At 60.2% G+C, this 17,698-nt stretch carries 15 protein-coding genes, 1 tRNA gene and 1 riboswitch; of the genes, 7 read left to right on the forward strand and 9 right to left on the reverse strand.

Annotated elements, in window-relative coordinates; translation table 11 throughout:
- Nucleotides 1-42: 42 nt before the first annotated feature.
- Nucleotides 43-447, reverse strand: coding sequence for an H-NS family nucleoid-associated regulatory protein (locus MRK42_RS08725; RefSeq protein WP_042029258.1), 405 nt, complete (start codon nucleotides 445-447; stop codon nucleotides 43-45).
- Between the two features lie 307 nt (nucleotides 448-754).
- A riboswitch (Lysine riboswitch) is annotated at nucleotides 755-926 on the forward strand.
- Between the two features lie 87 nt (nucleotides 927-1,013).
- Here MRK42_RS08725 and MRK42_RS08730 point away from each other — a divergent pair.
- Complete coding sequence (locus MRK42_RS08730) at nucleotides 1,014-2,594, forward strand: Na+/H+ antiporter NhaC family protein (protein ID WP_042029257.1); 1,581 nt, start codon at nucleotides 1,014-1,016, stop codon at nucleotides 2,592-2,594.
- 91 nt (nucleotides 2,595-2,685) lie between these two features.
- A complete protein-coding gene (locus tag MRK42_RS08735; protein WP_026457233.1) occupies nucleotides 2,686-3,267 on the forward strand; it encodes a thymidine kinase in 582 nt (193 codons plus the stop codon).
- 66 nt (nucleotides 3,268-3,333) lie between these two features.
- Here MRK42_RS08735 and MRK42_RS08740 read toward each other — a convergent pair whose 3' ends face one another.
- Nucleotides 3,334-4,671: a flavohemoglobin expression-modulating QEGLA motif protein gene (locus MRK42_RS08740; RefSeq protein WP_042029256.1), complete on the reverse strand. Its 1,338-nt coding sequence runs from the start codon at nucleotides 4,669-4,671 to the stop codon at nucleotides 3,334-3,336.
- Between the two features lie 188 nt (nucleotides 4,672-4,859).
- Here MRK42_RS08740 and MRK42_RS08745 point away from each other — a divergent pair, with 188 nt between their 5' ends.
- Nucleotides 4,860-5,285: a YbjN domain-containing protein gene (locus tag MRK42_RS08745; protein ID WP_042029255.1), complete on the forward strand. Its 426-nt coding sequence runs from the start codon at nucleotides 4,860-4,862 to the stop codon at nucleotides 5,283-5,285.
- Nucleotides 5,286-5,419: 134 nt separating this feature from the next.
- Nucleotides 5,420-5,507, forward strand: a tRNA-Ser gene (locus MRK42_RS08750).
- 104 nt (nucleotides 5,508-5,611) lie between these two features.
- Here MRK42_RS08750 and alr read toward each other — a convergent pair.
- Complete coding sequence (gene alr, locus MRK42_RS08755) at nucleotides 5,612-6,733, reverse strand: alanine racemase (protein ID WP_338612199.1); 1,122 nt, start codon at nucleotides 6,731-6,733, stop codon at nucleotides 5,612-5,614.
- An 809-nt stretch (nucleotides 6,734-7,542) separates the two neighbouring features.
- Here alr and recR point away from each other — a divergent pair.
- Nucleotides 7,543-8,145: a recombination mediator RecR gene (recR, locus tag MRK42_RS08760; protein WP_201941182.1), complete on the forward strand. Its 603-nt coding sequence runs from the start codon at nucleotides 7,543-7,545 to the stop codon at nucleotides 8,143-8,145.
- 168 nt (nucleotides 8,146-8,313) lie between these two features.
- Complete coding sequence (gene htpG, locus MRK42_RS08765; RefSeq protein ID WP_201941183.1) at nucleotides 8,314-10,227, forward strand: molecular chaperone HtpG; 1,914 nt, start codon at nucleotides 8,314-8,316, stop codon at nucleotides 10,225-10,227.
- Nucleotides 10,228-10,293: 66 nt separating this feature from the next.
- Here the strand turns inward: htpG and MRK42_RS08770 are convergent, their stop codons facing one another.
- The 6 genes from MRK42_RS08770 to pspF form a co-directional block, all read right to left on the reverse strand.
- Nucleotides 10,294-11,121, reverse strand: coding sequence for an ABC transporter ATP-binding protein (locus MRK42_RS08770; protein ID WP_042029246.1), 828 nt, complete (start codon nucleotides 11,119-11,121; stop codon nucleotides 10,294-10,296).
- Entirely contained in the window at nucleotides 11,118-12,116 is a 999-nt protein-coding gene (locus MRK42_RS08775) for an oligopeptide/dipeptide ABC transporter ATP-binding protein (RefSeq protein ID WP_042029245.1), read from the reverse strand. Before MRK42_RS08775 ends, MRK42_RS08770 begins: the two co-directional genes overlap by 4 nt.
- An 82-nt stretch (nucleotides 12,117-12,198) precedes the next feature.
- A complete protein-coding gene (locus MRK42_RS08780) occupies nucleotides 12,199-13,092 on the reverse strand; it encodes an ABC transporter permease subunit (RefSeq protein ID WP_042029244.1) in 894 nt (297 codons plus the stop codon).
- A gap of 35 nt (nucleotides 13,093-13,127) precedes the next feature.
- Nucleotides 13,128-14,087: an ABC transporter permease subunit gene (locus MRK42_RS08785; protein ID WP_124239920.1), complete on the reverse strand. Its 960-nt coding sequence runs from the start codon at nucleotides 14,085-14,087 to the stop codon at nucleotides 13,128-13,130.
- Nucleotides 14,088-14,089: 2 nt separating this feature from the next.
- Entirely contained in the window at nucleotides 14,090-15,685 is a 1,596-nt protein-coding gene (gene sapA, locus MRK42_RS08790; RefSeq protein WP_061475375.1) for an ABC transporter substrate-binding protein SapA, read from the reverse strand.
- Nucleotides 15,686-15,754: 69 nt separating this feature from the next.
- Nucleotides 15,755-16,819, reverse strand: coding sequence for a phage shock protein operon transcriptional activator (pspF, locus tag MRK42_RS08795; RefSeq protein ID WP_338612200.1), 1,065 nt, complete (start codon nucleotides 16,817-16,819; stop codon nucleotides 15,755-15,757).
- Nucleotides 16,820-17,016: 197 nt separating this feature from the next.
- Between pspF and pspA the strand changes: the two genes are divergently transcribed.
- A complete protein-coding gene (gene pspA, locus MRK42_RS08800; RefSeq protein WP_026456297.1) occupies nucleotides 17,017-17,697 on the forward strand; it encodes a phage shock protein PspA in 681 nt (226 codons plus the stop codon).
- Nucleotide 17,698 lies beyond the last annotated feature (1 nt).

Consider the following 17,698-nt stretch of genomic DNA (forward strand, 5'->3'; position numbering starts at 1 on the left):
AAACCTCGCCTTGGCGAGGTTTTTTATTGGATGGAGATGTCATCAAATAGCGAAATCTTCCAGCGATTGGCCTGCCGCAATGGCATTGGCAATCACCGACGGCATGCGTCCCTGGCCAGTCCAGGTTTTCTCTACGCCGTTATCCTGATAACGATATTTGGCGGGACGGGGTGCCCGCTTGGTTTTTTCGGATTTGGCCGGGCTGGCTGCGACAACTTTGACCAGGTCGGCAGGATCAATACCGGCCGCTTTGAGCATTTCACTGTATTCTTCAATTTTCCGTTGATGCTCTTCGCGAGCCTGACGTTCAGCGGCCTCATCCTGCTGGCGTTCGGCTACGATAATCGAAAGTTTTTCCAAGCCCTCTTCCAGTTGTGCCAGAGATAGCTCGCGGCAAGTCGCGCGCAGGCTGCGGATATTAAGCAGTACTTTCAAGAAATCATGCATAGGATTTACCATGTAGCGTCACAAGGAAATATATATGTCGACTCTGATTCTTGCGTCTCAAATTAAATATGTCAAGGCAGTGGAAATATAACAGGAGCCTTATCCGGATAATGTTGGCAGCAATAATTGCTAGTCGGGACATTGTTCAACGGGATATCAATGGCGCCTGACTAGTTGAAAATAGCGCCAAAAAATTCAATGGCGCATCATTTGACTACCTTTTTGATGCTTGGTGACGTGTTTGTTATGGTTATTTAATCAAAAAACTTGCTATAAGCTGATGGCTGGATAAAATGTCCTGTGAATACCTTTAAGTAGAGGCGCGCTGCCTATGACTACTTGTGCGGAGGGTGATGCCGATGATGCACAAGGAAAGGAGTCAGCGCCGAAGTGGCCAGGCCATCATACCGGGCTGCTGGTTCTGCATCTAATAGGTGCAGGACTGCCATAGTCATCCACTATGGAGCGCTACCTGAAGGGGCTGAGGAGTATGACCTCCCCATGGGTTTTGTTTCTTTAGATCCTCTCGGTAGATCTCCACCTGTATCTTTAGGTGCAAAGAGATCATGGACATTAGTCATTTCGCCGACTCCGGTTGGTCTGTCGTTCCCCCCTTATTGGCTGTCGCCCTGGCGATCCTGACCCGCCGCGTCCTGCTGTCGCTCGGGGTCGGTATCCTGGCCGGCAGCCTGCTGCTCAACCAGTTTTCACCGCTCGATTCCCTGCACTACCTGCTGAACACAGTGCTCAAGATTTTCTGGGTTGATGGTGCCCTCAATAGCGACAACATCAACATGCTGTTGTTCATGCTGCTGTTGGGTGGCCTCATCAGTCTGATGAGCGTCTCCGGCGCGACCCGGGCCTTTGCCGAGTGGGCCGAACGTCGTGCCAAGACCCGCAAGGGGGCCAAGGCGCTCACCGGCATGATGGTTTTTGCCTTCTTTATCGACGACTTTTTCCACAGTCTGTCTGTGGGGGCCATCTGCCGTCCGGTGACCGACCGTTTCCAGATCTCCCGTGCCAAGCTGGCCTATCTGCTCGACTCCACCGCGGCGCCGGTGTGCGTGCTGATGCCCATCTCCTCCTGGGGGGCCTACATCATCGCCCTGGTGGGTGGCATTATGGCGGCCCATGGTCTGACCGAGCAGAGCCCCATCGCCGCGTTTGTCGAGATGATCCCGATGAACCTCTATGCCGTCTTTACCCTGGTGATGGTGCTGGTGGTGATCGCATTCCAGCTCGATATCGGCCCGATGCGCCAGCATGAGGAGTGGGCGCTGGAAGGCAAGCTGTGGGATGAGTCCAAGGGGCGCCCCATCGGTTTGGACATGGAGAGCCCGGAAGAGAGCAACGGCGGCATGATCGACATGGTGCTGCCGATCCTGACCCTGACCGCCGCCACCATCTACTTCATGATTGACTCCGGTGCCGCCGTGTTGAGCGAGCAAGGCTTGCCGTTCAGCGTGCTCGGTTCGTTCGAGAACACCAACGTGGGTTCCTCCCTGGTGTATGGTGCCCTGTGCAGCCTAGTGGTCTCCATCGGTCTGGCCATGCGCCTCAAGCTCGGTGCCAAGAACTGGATCAAGGCCGCGCCGCAAGGGGTAATGGCCATGCTACCGGCCATCAACATCCTGCTGTTTGCCTGGACCATCGGCGCCGTGGTGCGCGACGTGGAGACCGGCAAGTACCTGGCTTCCCTGGCCAACGGCAACCTGCCTGTCGAAGTGCTGCCTGCCGTGGTGTTCGTGCTCTCCTGCGCCATGGCGTTTGCCACCGGTACCAGCTGGGGCACCTTTGGCATCATGCTGCCGCTGGCCGGCGACATGGCCGCAGCCAGCGATGCGGCGCTGATGCTGCCGATGCTGGCGGCGGTACTGGCCGGTTCTGTGTTCGGCGATCACAGCTCGCCCATCTCCAGCACCAGTATCCTGTCGGCCACCGGTGCCGGTTGCCATCACATCGATCACGTGATGACCCAGCTGCCCTATGCTCTTTCCATCGCGTTTGGCGCGGCGCTGGGTTACTTGGCCATGGGGTTCATGCACTCCGCCCTGGCCGGTTTCAGCATCAGTGCTCTCTGGTTTGCACTCTTTACCAGCTATCACCTGAGAAAGGCGAAAGCGCGGCCGGTGCTTGCCACCGCGTAACGTCAATAGTGCAAGGGGCCTGCGGGCCCCTTGGTTTTGTCTGGGGCTTTGGTTAGCATGCGCCCCATCAATTCAGTTTCGGAACAGTAACATGGCTTCATTGCACTACAAATTTGCCACCATGAATTCAGGCAAATCGACCCAGCTCATCCAGGCGCATTTCAACTATCTGGAGCGGGGCATGCATCCTCTGGCCATGACACCGGCGATCGATGATCGGTTCGGGGTGGGCGTGATCAGCGCCCGGGTAGGGCTCGAATTGAAAGTGGAGGTGTTCAGCGATACCTGCGATCTGTTCGAGATGGTCAAGGCGCGCCATGCCGAGAAACGGATCGATGTCTTCATCGTCGACGAGGCCCAGTTCCTGACCAAGGAGCAAGTTTATCAGCTGGCGCGCATCGTCGATGAGCAGGATATTCCGGTCATCGCCTACGGCCTCAAGACCGATTTTCGCGGCGAGCTCTTCCCTGGCTCCTACCATTTGCTCTGCCTGGCGGACAAGTTTGAAGAGCTCAAAAGCATCTGCTGGTGCGGCAACAAGGCCCACATGAACTCGCGAGTGAGTGAGGCTGGGCTGGTTATGCGCGATGGCGAGCAGGTAGAGATCGGCGGCAACGATCGCTATGTGTCACTGTGCCGCAAGCACTATCTGGAAGGGCGGGCCTTCAAGTAACGCCGCCTTGCGGATCCTTTGACAACAAAAGGGCGCCATGTCGGCGCCCTTTTGTTTGCCCGGAGCTCAGTCAATCTCGATATCCACTGGCGCTATGATGGGATCGGCCACCGGCAGGCGGTGGAACAGCTGGCGAAAGTGATGTTGCACCCGGCCGATATCCACCAGCGACATGCCGGAGGCGAAGCCGAACCAGACGTAGAGGCCGGTGAGATCACGAAACATGGGGGGCAGGTAGCGGGGGGCGGCGATCAGTCCCTCCAGGTAGTGCTGGTAGAGCACGGGGATGTCATCCAGGGTCACCTTGCCGACAAACAGCATGGGCAGGATCTCGGGGACCCCCTCCAGCACGGCGCTGCGGATGAAGTTGACCGTCTCCACATAACCGCGCACGTAGGAGAGATCCTTGGTAAAGCAGGCGCCCCCTTCGACCATGCCGCCGCGAAACACCCGCTGGGTGATCTTGTAGGCGTCGTGCTCGCTGGCCCCCCGTTGTACGAAATGCTGGAACACCTCGAGGAAGTTGGCTCCCCGCTCGGCCATGTCGATGGCCATCACCCGATCCGAGATGCGCTTGGCCCGATCCGGGAAGGAGCTGAAGGTGAGGGTCTCGATAAGCACGGCCAACCCCTCCTGGCAGGCGGTGATGCGGGGGGAGCCGGCGCTCAGCCAGGTGGCATAGGGTTGCTGACGGCCGTTGAGGGTGGTACCGACGTGCACCCAGCCCTCGTGGACCTCCAGTACCTGCAGATCGAGCTCCGAGAAACGGGCATGGGAGTTGAGCTTGATGTAATCCCCGCCAGCGGCGGCGTCCGAGACGATGCCATCGCTCAGCTTGACCTGCACGGTGCCGTCGCTGAAATAACTTGAGAGCTTGCCCTGCAGCCTGGCAACCGCGATGTCCCCCTCAAACTCCTTGGGGTAGGGGCGCACCAGATGGCGGGCGCCGGGCAGGGAGAAGATGTCGCACAACCGCTCCCCCAGCTCGCGCAGGGTCTTGCGATCCCCGCGCAGGTGATCGCTGGCCGAGCCATAGAGCAGCTGGCTGTAGCGCAGAAAGTCCGGTTGCCCGCGCTGGCGCAGCATCTCGATCACCACCATGTATTGATCGACGGTCTCCTGCAAAATGCGCCCGAGATCGTCCTGGGGGCCCAGCTTTCTGCGGATCCGGTCCCTGAGCTCTTTGAGCTCCAGATACTTGTTGCGGGGATCAAAGCCGAGGGGAAGCCCCTCGTAGAAGTGCCTGTCGATAGCAGGAAGCTGCCGGCCGCCACTGGCCAGAAAGCGCTCTTGCATCTGCCGTGGCCACTTGATGGCATCCAGAATGCGGATGGGCTTTTGCAGGGCGAGCAGCTCGTCCGACAGGGATTTCAGATGCAGGCGATATTTTTCTTGGATGGTCATAGGGCCCCCTGTGGGGCAAGCGTGGCCGTGGATTGGGCTGAGTATATGCATAGCACTTGCCAAAAAGAAGCCGGCCCCGCGCCGATTGGGCGGGTGCGCTTTTGGTTGCTGGCAAATTGGTTTAGACTGCGCCCCTCGATCCCAATCTTGTCGTGGAAATAATGAATATCCCCAGCTCTGAAATGATAATGCGTTGGTTGCAGCAGGCTCGTATCGAGCATTATGTGTGTGACCAGTGCCATGGCATCCATATTGTCTCCCTGCAGTCCGTCGACGGTATTCAGGAGAGCCGGATCTTTGTCGAAGAGGAAGGGCTGCTGTTTTCATCCGAACTGGAAGTTCGTCCCTCGGCACTGCTGCCGCTGGTGGCTGAACTGGGGCGTCTCAACATGCAGTATCCCTCGCTCAAGGTGTTTCTCGATATCATCGACGACAACTTGCCACGGCTGGTGGTCGGTCACACCGTCTTCACCAAGGCGGGGCTCAGCGTCGAGCAGTTCCTCTTGTTCGTGCAGAGCACGATCGCGGCGACCCATGAACTGGTATCCGAATGCGAGCGTTCCGGCTTCCTCAACCTGCCGGAAATCCAGGTTGCACCGGAATCTGTTCATTAATTCCGCGAACGATTCGTTTTGCAAAAAAAGCCGTTGACGCGGGCGGGGCTTTCCCCTAAATTACGCCCCGTTCCAGCGCAACGGCGCAACGAACAGCGTGTTGGCTGAACACGTTAAACAACAGACCAAAATTTGGTGAGGTGTCCGAGTGGCTGAAGGAGCACGCCTGGAAAGTGTGTATACGGCAACGTATCGAGGGTTCGAATCCCTCCCTCACCGCCAAATTGCAAAGCCCGACCTGATGGTCGGGCTTTCTGCTTTCTGGCGTTTCTCGTACTGCGCAAATCCTGGCGGGAAAACGGACAGGTGCCGGTGAGTGCACGTCATCAGGCAACCCGTCGGGCCTCGACCAGTGAAGGGGCCTGTTCACCGGCGCGGCTGAGCTTGATAAAGACCCGTGCGGTGAGCCGGGTCAGCAGCTCGTAGGGGATAGTGCCTATCTTCTCGGCCACCTGTTCCACCGGCAGCCCTTCCCCCCACAAGGTTACCTCGTCACCACTCTTGTCGTGGGCCCCGGGGCCAAGATCGACCGTGATCATGTCCATGGAGACACGACCGACAATGGGCACCCGACGACCATTGACCAGCACAGGGGTGCCCTCGGGCGCCATGCGCGGATAACCGTCCCCGTAGCCAACCGCAATCACGCCGAGGGTAGTGTCATGATGGGCCACCCAATGGCCACCATAGCCGACGTTTTCTCCCTGCTTGCATGCCCGGGTGGCAATAAGCTGGCTCTTGAGGGTCATCACCGGGCGCAGATCGTGATCGCTGGCCAGCTGCCCACCAAACGGGGAGGCGCCATAGAGCATGATCCCGGGTCGGATCCAGTCACTGCGTGAATCCGGCCAGGCCAGGATCCCCGCCGAGTTGGCCATGGCCCGCTCGCCCGGCAGATGGGCAGTGAGGCGGTTGAACTCCGCTATCTGCAACTGGGTGGCCGGCCCATCCTGCTCATCGGACTGGCTGAAGTGGGTCATGAGATTGAAAGGCTGTACCACATTCTTGCAACGGGTGAGCCGCTCGATAAAGGCGGGCAGCTCTTCGGCGCGCAGCCCCAGCCGGTTCATCCCGGTATCGAGCTTGAGCCAGACCTTGATGGGAGCGGGCAGGTGGGCCTGCTCGAGCAGCGCCAGCTGCTCCCGGGTGTGGATGGTGGTTTGCAGATCGTGGGTCGCCAGCAGGGGAAGTGCCTCTGCCGAGAAGAATCCCCCCAGCACCAGAATGGGCTTGGTGAAGCCGTTGGCGCGCAGTACCAACGCCTCCTCGACCCTGGCTACCGCATAGGCATCGGCCCGAGCCAGGGCATGGGCGACCGGCAGCAGGCCATGGCCATAGGCATTGGCCTTGAGGACCGCGATGATCTTGCTGTGGGGGGCATGGCGCCGTACCACGGCAAAGTTGTGTTGCAAGGCATCGAGATCGATGCTGGCGGTAACAGTGTTCATGATGAGCCATTTCTTCCGTGAAATAGAGAAAAAGGGTTGCCCTCTATCAAGGGGCAAGGTCATTTGGCATCCCACATCCAGGGGATGTCCTGCGTGAATCTCTGTGTCGGGATAACGTCCTTATTGGCAGCCGATAGCAACTTGGATACTGATCGGCGCCTGCTGTGATAAAGGGGATTGTTATCCATGTTGGCTTGCGAGCCTTTATTTCCTCAGTCTCTTTTGCCAGTTCAGACAGTCATGAATGCCATTGCTGGTGTATCTGACTGCTTGTGTTTTATTTATGTTATCAGTTGGTCTATTGGTGGTAAATAAAGTGAGATATTAAATCGATCTTTATCGATTTTGTGGTTTTAAACTCCGCGTAAATTTCTCGATTGGTGGTTTGTGTCATGTTTAATGACATTGGCAGCGATTTCTATCCAGCGTATCGGGTTTATCCCAGCCAGCCTGATGGCGCTGTCGGTCTATGGCGTGACAACATGCGCCATCGACCGCACTACGACCCGGAATTAAAGTGCGAATAGCAAATACTGAATATCGGCTGTTGACTGACGAGAGCTGCGAGCATCGCGTGCTGACGAGCCGGCCCCGCGCTCCGGTCGGGGCGTTGCGCAGAGAGTTGGCGCAGAGTGCTGCGCAAGGAGAGACTACGGCCAGGGCAATGGAGGCCAGAAGGTCATTGGCGCTCGGAGCCGGCTCGGGTATAGTCCTGCGCCAACAAGATTGGTTCGGCCGGGGCAGTCAGGCTCCCTCGGGAGCAGAGCACTGCGCCTTTCGCCGATACAGCCTCAAAGGATACTTAGCCCATGAAATTCAGTCCCCTGCTCGATGAGATGATGAAAGCCCTGCAGGTGCTCCCCGGGGTGGGCCCCAAGTCCGCCCAGCGCATGGCGTTCACCCTGCTCGAACGCGAGCGCAGCGGTGGCTTGCGCTTGGCCCAGCTGCTCAGTCGGGCGCTGACCGAGATCGGGCACTGCAGCCACTGCCGCACCTTTACCGAAAATGATCGCTGCGATATCTGCGCCAATCCCAAGCGCGAAGAGAATGGTCTGCTGTGCGTGGTAGAGAGCCCGGCGGACGTGGCGGCCATTGAGCAGACCGGCCAGTTTTCCGGTCGCTACTTCGTGCTGATGGGCCACCTGTCGCCCCTCGATGGCATAGGCCCCGAGGAGCTGGGGCTCGATATTCTGGAGCGGCGCCTGAAAGAGGAGGCTATCAGCGAGCTTATCCTCGCCACCAACCCCACTATCGAAGGGGATGCCACCGCCTGGTATATCGCCGACATGGCTCGTGCGGCCGGTGTCGAGGTGAGCCGCATCGCCCACGGGGTGCCGGTGGGGGGCGAACTGGAGCTGGTGGATGGCACCACACTCTCCCACTCCCTGATGGGGCGCCAGCGCCTGACTTAAGCCCGCTGGCCGCCTGTTGGTAGCGACACGCATTGGCCGAAAAATCGGCAATCGAACAGAAAAAGAGGGGCGAGTGAGGCAGATTGCACACTCGCCCCTTGATATTTGATCGGCCGTCCCCATCTAGGTTGGGCGTATGTTCAACCCGATGTTTCTGAGGATTGGTCCATGACCCAAAGTGTTCATGCCGAAACCCACGGCTTTCAAACTGAAGTCAAACAACTGTTGAGCCTGATGGCCCACAGCCTCTACTCCAACAAAGAAGTATTCCTGCGCGAGCTTATCTCCAACGCCTCCGATGCGGCGGACAAGCTGCGATTCAAGGCGCTCTCCGATGCCTCTTTGTTCGAAAACGACGGCCAGTTGCGTGTGCGCCTGGTGGTGGACAAAGAGAAGCGTACCCTGACCATCTCCGATAACGGGATCGGCATGACCCGGGATCAGGTGATCGAGCATCTGGGTACCATCGCCAAATCCGGCACCGCCGAATTTTTCAAGAACCTCTCCGGTGATCAGGGCAAGGATTCCCAGCTGATCGGTCAGTTCGGGGTAGGTTTCTACTCCGCCTTCATCGTCGCCGACAAGGTGACCGTGGTCTCCCGCGCCGCCGGTACCGAGCCGAGCCAGGGCGTACAGTGGGAATCGGAAGGGGAAGGCTCCTTTACCGTGGCTGACGTGACCAAAGAGGGTCGCGGTACCGACGTCATCCTGCACCTGCGCGCCGAAGAGGACGAGTTCCTCGACGACTGGCGCCTGCGCTCCGTGGTAGGCAAGTATTCTGACCACATCAGCGTGCCGGTGGAGATGTATAAAGAGGGCACCCCGGATCGCGAAGAAGATGGCGAGACCATCGTCGGCACCCCGGGTGAGTGGGAGCAGGTCAACCGTGCCACCGCTCTGTGGACCCGCAACCCGAAAGACATCAAGGACGAGGAGTATCAGGAGTTCTACAAGCACGTCGCCCACGACTTCGAAGATCCGCTCCTGTGGGGTCACAACCGGGTGGAAGGGGCCCAGGAGTACACCAGCCTGCTTTACGTGCCAGCCCGCGCACCGTTCGATCTCTACAACCGCGAGCAGAAGCATGGCCTCAAGCTCTACGTGCAGCGCGTCTTCATCATGGACGACGCCGAACAGTTTATGCCGACCTACCTGCGCTTCGTCAAAGGGGTGCTGGACTCCAACGATCTGCCGCTCAACGTGAGCCGTGAAATTCTGCAGGACAACAAGGTGACCGCCTCCCTGCGCAAGGCCTGCTCCAAGCGGGTGCTGACCATGCTCTCCAAGCTGGCCAAGGATGACGCCGAGAAGTACGCCAAGTTCTGGAAAGAGTTCGGCAATGTGCTCAAAGAGGGCCCGGCCGAGGATTACGCGAACCGCGAAGAGATCGCCAAGCTGTTGCGCTTTGCCAGCACCGCCGGCGAGGGCGAAGCCCAGACCGTGTCGCTCGAGGATTACGTTGGCCGCATGAAGGAAGGCCAGCAGAAGATTTACTACATCACCGCCGACTCCTATGCCGCGGCCAAGAACAGCCCGCACCTCGAGATCTTCCGCAAGAAGGGTGTCGAAGTGCTGCTGATGTGGGAGCGGGTCGACGAGTGGCTGATGAGTCATCTGACCGAGTTCGACGGCAAGCAACTCATCTCCGTCACCCGTGGCGAGCTGGATCTCGGTGATCTGGAAGACGAAGCCTCCAAGCAGGCGCAGGAGGAGGCCGAGAAGGCCAACGCCGGCCTGGTTGAGCGGGTCAAGAAGAGCCTGGGCGAGGCGGTGAAAGAGGTGCGTGTCACCCACCGTCTGACCGACTCCCCCTCCTGCATCGTTACCGACGCCTACGGCATGAGCACCCAGATGATCAAGCTGATGCGCGCGGCCGGTCAGCCGGTGCCGGAGCAGAAGTACATTCTGGAACTGAACCCCGACCACGCCCTGGTGAAGAAGCTCGACACCATCGAAGACGAGGCGCTGTTTGGCGAGTGGGTCACCCTGCTGCACGAACAGGCCCAGCTGGCCGAGCAGGGCGGGCTGAACGATCCGGCGAGCTTTGTCTCCCGCATCAACCGTCTGCTGCTGCAAGCCTAAGCGGCAAGCATCAACAAAAAGCCCACTGCATGCAGTGGGCTTTTTTTATATCCGCAAGGGAAAAGGCTATCGACGGTATTCGTTGTCGTAGTTTTGAATGAGGCGGCGAGTCACCTCGTGCTGGGGATCGGCGAATACCTTGAGGGTCTTGCCACGCTCCACCACGCGTCCCTCGTGCATCACCAGCACCTCGTCACTGATGTGGCTCACCACCCCCAGGTCGTTGGCCACCAGCACATAGCTGAGCCCCATGGTCTCCTGCATCTCCAGCAGCAGGTTGATGATCTGGGAGCGCACCGAGATATCCAGGGTGGAGAGTGCCTCGTCCGCTACCACGATTTTGGGGTTGAGGATGAGCGCCCGCGCCAGCGCCACCCGCTGCTGCTGACCGGCGGAGAGCATCTGGGGGTAGAAGAGGGCGTGGTCCGGCAGCATGCCCACCATGCGCAGGGTCTGGATCACCTTGTCCTGCCGCTCCTCCTCGGTCATCTCGGTGTTGAGACGCAGCGGGGTCTCCAGGATCTGGCCGACCCGGATCTTGCGGTTGAGGGAGGAGTTGGGGTCCTGGAAGATCATCCGCAGCAGCTTGCAGCGGGTCTGGTAATCGCCGTGCACCATCCGCTGGCCATTGATGGCGATCTCGCCGCCGCTGGGTTCTATCATGCCAGCGAGAATGCGCGCCAGGGTGCTCTTGCCGGAGCCGGCCTCGCCGACGATGGCCAGGGTCTGGCCCACTTCAAGGTCAAATGAGAGGGGCTTGATGGCTTCCACCGCCTGGCGCCGGAACAGGCCGGTGCGGTTCTGATAGGTCTTGCACAGGCCCCTGACCTGCAGCAGGGAGGGTTCGAGTTCCTGTTGGGCCGCTTGCGGGGGAAGGTTGACGGTCAGGCTCATTTCTTGGGTTCTTCCATATTCAGCGGGAAGTGGCAACTGAACTGATGGCCCTTGATCTTGCTCATCAGCGGGGTCTGCACGCACTGCTTCTGGGCGTGGGGACAGCGGGGGCCGAGGCGACAGCCGATGGGCAGGTGCTGCAGCGGCGGAATGACCCCGGGCAGGGTTTCGAGTCGCGACTTGTGGCGCACCAGCTTGTCAAAGTCCGGGATGGATTTGAGCAGGGCGTCGGTATAGGGGTGGTGGGGGGTTTCCAGGATCTGCTCCCGGGTGCCCACCTCCACCATCTGGCCGCAGTACATCACGTTGATGGTGTCGGTCAGGTTGGCGATGGCGGCGATGTCGTTGCTGATGATAAGGATGGTGGTGTTGCCCAGCTTGTTCATCTTGTCCAGCAGCCGCAGGATCTGGGAGTGGGTGGTGGACTCCATGGCGCTGGTGGGCTCGTCGGCCACCAGCAGGCGCGGCTGGTTGGCAATCGCCATGGCGATCATCACCTTCTGGCACATGCCATCTGACAATTCGTGGGGGTAGGCGCGCATCACCTTGCGGTGATCCTTGACACCGACCCGGTGGAGCAAGGCGATGGCCTTCTTCTTGCGCCACTGGAAGCGCTGCCAGAACTGCCCCTCGAACGAGTCGGTCGGGATCGCCTCCTCAAGCTGGGTGCCTATCTCTTCTGATGGGTCGAGACAGCTGATGGGATCCTGGAAGATCATGGCGATCTCGCGGCCCATGATGCGGCGCCGCTCCCGCGGGGCCATGGTCAGCAAGTCCATGTCGTTGAAGCGCATCCGGTCGGCGCGCACCGTCCAGTTGTCCTTCTGGATACCGACGATCACCTTGGCCACCAGACTCTTGCCGGAGCCGGATTCTCCCACCAGGCCGCGGATCTCCCCCTCGGCCAGGGTCAGGCTCACCTTGTCCACCGCCTTGACCTTGCCCTGTGGGGTGTCAATTTCGATGGTGAGATTGCGAATATCGAGCAGGGGCATCAGTGACCTTCCTCATGACGATGTGGCACTGGGCGCGCCACGGCGCCGGTGCTGATATTGGCTTTGTCGAACAGGGGCTGCATTAGTCATTCCCCTCCTTGAGTGCTTCACGAATGCCTTCCCCCACCAGGTTGGTCACCAGCACGCTGAACAGGATGGCGATGCCGGGCAGAGTCACGGTCCAGGGGGCGAGGTAGATGAGATCCCCCGAGTCGCCGAGCATGGCCCCCCACTCGGGTTGCGGCGACTGGGCGCCGAGACCGAGAAAGCCCACCGCCGAGATGTCGAGGATGGCGGCCGACAGGGTACGGGTGGTCTGGGTCACCAGGGTTTCGACGATATTGGGCAGGATGGCGAGGCGCATGATCCGGAAAGGGGGCGAACCATCGAGGCGGCTTGCGGTGATGTACTCCTTTTGCATCTCGGCGTGCACCGCGTTGTAGGTGGCGCGGATGAAAGGGGGGATCAGCGCGAGAGTGATGGCGATCAGGGTGTTGAACAGGCCGGGCCCCAGGATGGCGACCACCAGGATCGCCAGCAGCAGGGAGGGGATGGAGAGCAGGGTATCGAGCAGGTGGTGCAGTACGCTCGATTTGAGCCCCTTGCTCATGCCCCCCAGGATGCCGATGGCCGAGCCCACCACCAGGGCGATGACCACCACCACCAGTGCATAACCGAAGGTGAGCCGTGCTCCCACCACCAGGCGGGAGAGCATGTCACGGCCCAGATCGTCGGTGCCGAGGAAGTAATCGATGTTGCCGTTGTTGGACCAGGAGGGGGCCAGCAACAGGTGGGTGGGATGCTGCTCGTCAATGCCGTAGGGCACCAGCAGTGGTCCGAACAGGGTGATGGCGATCAGCAGCAGGAAGCACCAGAGCCCCGCCATCGCCAGGGGATTGCGGCGATAGGCAGCCCAGGTCTGCTCCATGGGGGAGAGGATCTTGAGCTCGGGATAGATGTTCGATTTATCTTGCATAGGATACCTGGCTCCGGGTTACGCCATGAGCGCGTTCAATCTTGTCTGGCATACAACTCTTTGCGCCTTGCCGGATAGATAAGGGTGGTCAGCAATTCGGTGCTGACGCTGATGAAAATCACGAAACTGGCCACTACCAAGGTGGCGCCGCGAATGGCGGCGTAGTCCTGCAGGGCGATGCTGCTGATGAGCCAGCGGCCAATGCCGTGCCACTCGAACACTACCTCGGTGATCATGGCGGAGGTGAGCACGCTGCCAAGCTGCAGGCCGAGCAGGGGCAGCACCGGGGGCAGGGCATTCTTCAGACCATGGCGCCAGACGATCTGGGCCCGGGAGAGGCCGCGGCTCGCCGCCGCCTTGATGTAGTTCTGCTTCATCACGTCGATGAGGGAGCTGCGCACGTGGCGGATCACCTCGGTGGTGGGCACTACCGCCAGCACCAGGGAGGGGAGGATGAGGTGGCGCAGGGCATCGTGCAGCGCCGCCTCCCGCCAGGGTTCGTGGCTCAGCAGCACATCGACCAAGGCGATGCCGGTGATGGTGGGCACGTCATAAAGCAGGCTGATCTGGCCGGAGGCAGGCAACCAGCCGAGATCCAGCGAGAAGAGCATCACCACCAGAAGGGCCAGCCAGAACACGGGGACGGCATAGCCGATCAGTCCCGCCGTCATGATGGAGAGGTCGAGCCCCCGTCCCTGATAGAGGGCGGCCAGGGTACCAAGGGGAATCCCCACCAGCAGCGAGATGGCAAAGGCCGCAAAGCAGAGGATCAGGGTGGCGGGGAAGTAGTGGCGGATCTCGTCCAGCACCGGCAGCCCGGAGACGCTGGAGAGCCCCAGATCGCCGGCCAGGATGCGGCGCAGGAAGTCGGGATAGCCGCGCCAGAAACTGAGCTCGTGGCCGATGAGGCGATACTCCAGCAGATAGGCGACCAGGGTTAGCGCCAGCAGGGTGATGAGCAGCAGGTTGATGCGACGCAAGGTGTAGAGAAACATGCTTACTCCCTGTAGGCCTGATTGAAGACGGTGCCACCAAAGGGCATCAGCTGCAGCCCTTCGATATCGCTGCGGCTGATCTGGGTGCGCAGGGCATGGGCCAGCGGAATGAGCGGCAACTGCTCGTTGAGCAGGGTCTGGGCGTAATAGTAGTTGCGCAGCCGAAACGCCAACTGGGGTGTGGTGACCGCATCGTCAAGCAACTGATCGAAGGCCGGGTTGCACCAGCGGCTGTAGTTATTGCCCCGCTCCACCGCCGAGCAGCTCAGCAGCTGGCGAAAGAAGTTGTCCGGGTCGGCGTTGTCGGCAATCCAGCCTGACAGCAGGCTGTCATACTGCCCCTTCATGAGGCGGCGCTCGATAACGGGCCAGGCCTGCTGCACTATCTTGAGCCTGATCCCCACCCTGGCGAGATCATTGCGCATCAGTTGGGCGGTCTTGATGGCATCCGGGTTGTAGGGGCGGGCGTCCGGCTGCACCAGCACCTGCATCTCGAAACCCTGCTCCAGACCCGCCTGTTTGAGCAGTAGGCGGGCCCGTTTCAGGTCCTGCTTGCGCTGGGGCAGGCTCGGGTTGTAACCCCAGGAGAGGGGCGGCAGCAGACTGTTGGCGGGCAAGCCTGTATCGAAATAGACCGCCTGCAGCAGATTGTCGACATTGATTGCGCTGGCGATGGCCTGGCGCACTTTGATGTCGTTGAACGGCGGCTTGCGGGTATTGAGGGCCAGGAAGGCGACGTTCATCCCGGACTGGACCGACAGGTTGAGATCCGGGTGCTGCTTGATCACTGACAGCTGGCTGGCAACCGGGGTGCTCATCACGTCGCACTCGCCGGTCAGCAGTTTGGCCAGTCGCTTGGAGGACCTGGGAGTGATGTCGTAGACCAGCTGTTCAATCCTGGCCTCGCCGCCCCAGTAGCCGGGGTGGCGCAGGTAGCGGATGAACTCGTTGTGGCGGTACTCCTTGAAGCGGAAGGGGCCGGTGCCGACGGGGCGGCTGTCGAGCAGCGCCGGGGTGCCGGCTTTGAGCATCTGATCGGCATATTCGGCGGAGAGGATCACCGCATAGTCGCTGGCCAGGGTGGCGAGGAAGGAGGCATTGGGCTGGTTGAGCTCGAACACCACTGTCTGCGGATCTTTCGCGTAGACCCGCTTGATCAGCTGATCCTGCCCCAGGCTGTAGAAGTAGGGATAGTCGCCGCCGGAAACCTGGTGATAGGGATGAAGGAGATCGAGCTGGCGCGCGTAGGTGAAGACCACATCCTCGGCGTTGAGGGTGCGGGTCGGCGTAAACCAGGGGGTCTGGTGAAACGTGACGCCCTGGCGCAGGGTCAGGGTATAGGTGAGGCCATCCTCGCTTATCTGCCACTTGCTCGCCAGGGCCGGCTCCAGCGTCAGGGTATTGGGGTTGACCTCCAGCAGGCGGTCATAGAGCGGACGGGCACTGGCGTCCAGCGTCACCCCCGAATTGGAGACATGGGGGTTGAAGGAGAGGGGAGAGCCCTCGGCGCAGTAAATGAGTCCGGTTTTCGAGGCCTCGGACTGCTTCTGGCAGCCGGTGACCAGCACCAGCAGACCGAGCAGCAAGGGTTTGAGCATTCTCATTGTCTAACCATGTTTTTATACGAAGGTGCCAGCGTCGTGGCTGGCGTGTCGCGGGAGCCGGTCTTAACCGATCTCCGTCTGGTCCTGTTCTGCATCATTGTCACCATCTTGCAGCTGATACTTGCGTAGCATGCCACGGAACTGGTGATAGCTTAAGGCCAGCAGTTGGGCGGCTTTGCGCTGATTATACTGGGATTGCTGCATCGCTTGCTTGAGTAAATTAATCTCGTACTCCGCCACCGCCTGCTTCAGATCGAGCGGCAGGGCCAGGGGGGGCGTCATCCCGCCCGCAGGAACAGAGTGCTCTTCCGGCATGACTGGCGTTGTTGCGACCGCCGTCTGGCGCGGCCGCCAGGGGGAGTCGAAGGGATTGAGCACCAGATCCGACAGCGGCAACTGGGGGTTGCCCTGACGGTAGATGCTGCGCTCCACCACGTTTTTCAGCTCCCGCACGTTGCCGGGCCAGGGGTAGTCCAGCAGCAGCTGGGTCGCTTTTCGCGAGAACCCGGCGAACAGCGGATAGCCCAGCTCCCGGGTCATGCCGTGGGCAAAGTGCTCCGCCAGCATCAGAATGTCTTCCCGGCGCTCGCGCAGCGGGGGGAGGGTGATGACGTCAAAGGCGAGCCGGTCGAGCAGATCGTGGCGAAATTGCCCCTTGTCGGCGAGGGCCGGCAGATCCTCGTTGGTGGCGCACACCAGCCGCACATCCACCTTGAGGGGCTTGGCACCACCGACCCGCTCGAACTCGCCATATTCGATGACCCGCAGCAGTTTCTCCTGCACCCGGGCACTGGTGGTGGCCAGCTCGTCGAGAAACAGGGTGCCGCCATCGGCCCGCTCGAAGCGCCCCTGATGGCGTTTGGCTGCTCCGGTGAAGGAGCCTGCCTCGTGACCGAACAGCTCGGTTTCCAGCAGACTCTCGCTCAAGGTGGCGCAGTTGACGGTGACAAAGCTTTGATCCCAGCGCGTCGAGAGATAATGTAGGCGGTGGGCGATGAGTTCCTTGCCGGTTCCCCGCTCACCGATGATCAGCACGGGTTTGCGCAGCGGGGCGAGGCGTGAGGCCTGCTCAATGATCTCGAGAAACGCGTTGGATTCTCCCAGCAGGCTTTCCGTGGCCGTGGTCATAGTGATCCCTGTCGGTTATAAAAGCTGGTCAATCTTACCAAAAGTTGGTGATTTTTATCACCACTTGTACCGGGCACCTTGAAACGCGATCATTCTGCACCCATATAAATCAAAGAGTTAAATTTCGTTCCAGATTGGCACACAAGTTGCCATTGTCAATGGAGAAACAACGCCATGCCAATAACAGGAGTGCAATCATGAGTATTTTTTCCCGTCTGGCCGACATCATCAATTCCAACCTGACGGCCCTGCTCGACAAGGCAGAAGATCCCCAGAAGATGGTGCGCCTGATCATCCAGGAGATGGAAGACGAGCTGGTGAAGGAGCGCTCCAACCTGGCCCGCTTCCTCGCCAGCCAGAAAGAGATCGGCCGTCAGGTCGCCCGTCATCAGGAGCGGGTGGACGAGTGGCAGGCCAAGGCCGAACTGGCCCTGACCAAGGGACGTGAGGATCTGGCCCGCGCCGCCCTCATCGAGAAGAAAAAGCAGACCGAGCTGGCCGACGCGCTCCTGCGCGAGCAGCAGGCGGTGGACAGCGGCATCGAGAAGCTGGGGGAGGAGATCCGTCAGCTGGAAGCCAAGCTTGAAGATGCCCGCGCCCGCCAAAAAGCGATGGCCATTCGCAGCGAAGCGGCCAGCAGCCGTCTCAATGTGCAGAGCCAGGTGGCCCGTGGTGACAGCCAGGCGGTGGTCAGCAAGTTCGAGCGCATGGAGCGTCGCATCGACGAGATGGAGGCCCGCGCCGATCTGGGACAGTCCGACAAGGCGCTGGATCAGCAGTTTGCCGAGCTGGAGGTGGACGATCAGATAAGCCGCGAACTTGAGGCCATGCGTCAGAAGCTGGGTCAGGGCGACAGTGCGCCGAAACAGGGGGAGTAAC

Source organism: Aeromonas sp. 19NY04SH05-1 (genome assembly GCF_040581895.1).
Lineage (GTDB): Bacteria > Pseudomonadota > Gammaproteobacteria > Enterobacterales > Aeromonadaceae > Aeromonas > Aeromonas enteropelogenes.